The organism is Enterovibrio norvegicus (assembly GCF_002876705.1).
Lineage (GTDB): Bacteria > Pseudomonadota > Gammaproteobacteria > Enterobacterales > Vibrionaceae > Enterovibrio > Enterovibrio norvegicus_B.
In genome coordinates this window covers 1-2,500 of record NZ_MDAG01000044.1, presented here as the reverse complement: position 1 = coordinate 2,500, position 2,500 = coordinate 1, and the positions used below count along the sequence as shown (strand labels likewise).

Here is a 2,500-nt window from a genome sequence, read left to right as displayed (position 1 = left end):
CTAAGCGCTTCGAGATTGGCAAGGTGTCCCGTTGATGACCTTGTTAGCCGCTGATTCTTAATACTATCGCGGCTATGCCGCCAAAACCCAACGAACGCGCCGTTTTGTGAATTGAACTGCAGCCCTAAAGACATAATCACTCGATAAAACAAAAGGCATTGAATGCAACTTAGCAAAGATAGCCACATGATTTTGCATCGAGTTTGGGATTGGTTTGGTGAGCGTTTTCAGAATAAACAGCCTGCGACGAAGAGAGGAAATAGCTAACCAAACATCGAGAACTAAACACTGAAAGAACTGACGGATAACGTTGTGATAACGGGCACTTGCCCGCACTAAACCTGACCAAACCAATGTATTCACACCACTTTCTAAGCGCTTCGAGATTGGCAAGGTGTCCCGTTCATGACCTTGTTATACGATTGCAGTGAGGTCATCATCGAAGTATTGATACCCTGACAAAACGCCTTTAACTGAAACAGTATAAATTGGGCGTATTTTATTAGTATGCCAATGCGTCTTTTCAATTACACCGTTCTCACCCTTACGGTTTACAAGAACAATTTCACCCACTTTAAACTTTGGTTCACTGACATGTTCAACATAAGCATTCTTCACGCGGATAGTAATCTCTCCGTCACGAAGATATTCATATCCATTAATGGATCCGAGATACTCGAAGCAACGCCGCTGCCAACCACTTGGATAATGGAATTTTACGGATCCTTGATCTGATGGATGAATATTTTCCAAGTCTTCATCGTTCAAGATCAATAGTGAGCTAAAACAATAATTCATAATTTCATATAACGCTTTAAGCAGCGGAAAACGCGAGCGCAGCGAGCGGTTTTCCGCTGCTTTAACTTGTTATACGCACTATTCGACGTAATTACCGGTGATAGTGCCTGTTGGACATTTGGAATGCTTTATAAGAGAACGAGTAATTCGAGCAATAGTTTGTTCTTTGTCCCAGCCGTGACTTTGGTGCATTCCATTTGCAATATGTTGAACTGTATCTGCAAGAAGTTCTCCCCATGCATCTCTTTCATCAATATCGCAGTCCTCTGCGTCTTCCCACATTCCGAGATGAAGTGAAACATTAAGGCTGTCATGTGCTAGCCATATTCTGATCATTTCTCTAGCTGCATCATCTCCAGCAGTTCCAGTAGGTATAGGTAGTTCATGCATGTGATTGACTTTCCTTGTGCGTATAACGCCAACCTAAGCGGCGCTTAATTGAATTAAAATCAACCACCTGAATCACGGCAGTCGTTGGAAAAAGTGCGCAAATGTTAAGCGTCCAGCTTTAGGTTCTTGTTATGTGTCACTTCTGTAGGCGATTTAGTAATTTCTCAACCCCCACTTTGAACTCTTTGTACATACTGCTCTCGCTCCAGAGTACAGCGAGTTCAGAGTTACTAATATTCAAGCACCTATTTAAAGCAATAATTGCCAATTCTATTTTGGCATCATTCGCTTCGATTTTTCCTGAAGTAACCCAGATATTGTTTTTAAATGGAATTGCATTTAAATCACCATCTAATTTTGATGCTAGCAGTTCACTAGCTGCAAGTGCCATTTCACATTCATAAGACTCGACAAATGCATTAGGCTCCAAAGATAACGCACGGTTAATGTCTTCATTAGGAGTTAAGCTTGAAGAAACATCTAAATACCAGTCCTGTGCTGAGTCATTCTCAAAAGCAAGAATCCCCCACGTACCTGCAAAACTCAAATTTGACATTACTAAGCAAAAAATAATCATGCCAATTTTCATAAATTCCTCACTCAGGGCACATAACGTTCGAATAACGGGCGTTTACTCGCCCAAACTGTTTGAAATTCCTGAATCACAGCATCTCTTTGAAGAAATGCGCCACGAGTAAACGTCCCTCGTTCATTCGCTTGTTATGTTCGTACCGGTTCGAATTTGATGCCTTTTAACTTCTCTTTTTCTACTATGTCGGCGAAGTACTGAGACGAAAAAAGCAACGGATGCTTCCCATTACCGGAACCAAACATTACATCACTACGGCAGATGTCCGAAGGAAGTTTCTCTATTAAAAAGGCAGGAGTCGCACCAACGATCGATTCGTAGTTACCGCAATTTGAACAGAGGTTAATGCGCCTTGAGTTTCTCTTTTCCATATCAAAGCACACTACATTTCTCACGAACATAACAAAGAAATCTGGTTCTTCTTTTAGTTGAATAAACTCAATGCCTTTCAGGCTCTTCCTCTGAACTGTTTCTTTGAGCTTCAGAGATGCAACGTAGTATCCATCATAAGTAATAGACAAGTCGTAATTCTTCCTTTTCAAGGAAAAACTATCACTCACATGTTCGAAGTCTGTACGATACCCGCATGATTCACAAACACATAAATGAACTGGATTATCATAAATAGTATTGTCACTTGAGCACATGAACGAATCATTATCATTTAAGTCGATATAGAACTCTGTCATATGCCCTCCTGAGAACATAACGTCGCAATAACGG

4 protein-coding genes are annotated in these 2,500 nt (G+C 40.9%); all 4 read right to left on the bottom strand.

The window, feature by feature from the left end; genetic code table 11:
- Window positions 1-414: 414 nt before the first annotated feature.
- Window positions 415-753 (bottom strand): hypothetical protein, encoded by a 339-nt coding sequence (locus BCT27_RS18545; protein WP_133153386.1) that lies wholly within the window; start codon window positions 751-753, stop codon window positions 415-417.
- A 123-nt stretch (window positions 754-876) separates the two neighbouring features.
- Window positions 877-1,188 carry a DUF5076 domain-containing protein gene (locus tag BCT27_RS18540; protein ID WP_102319510.1) on the bottom strand — a complete coding sequence of 104 codons (312 nt, stop codon included), beginning with the start codon at window positions 1,186-1,188 and terminating at the stop codon, window positions 877-879.
- Window positions 1,189-1,324: 136 nt separating this feature from the next.
- Window positions 1,325-1,777: a DUF4259 domain-containing protein gene (locus BCT27_RS18535; protein ID WP_102319509.1), complete on the bottom strand. Its 453-nt coding sequence runs from the start codon at window positions 1,775-1,777 to the stop codon at window positions 1,325-1,327.
- Window positions 1,778-1,908: 131 nt separating this feature from the next.
- Window positions 1,909-2,500, bottom strand: a 592-nt coding sequence (locus BCT27_RS18530; protein WP_102396438.1) for a hypothetical protein, incomplete at its 5' end; no start/stop codon positions are given.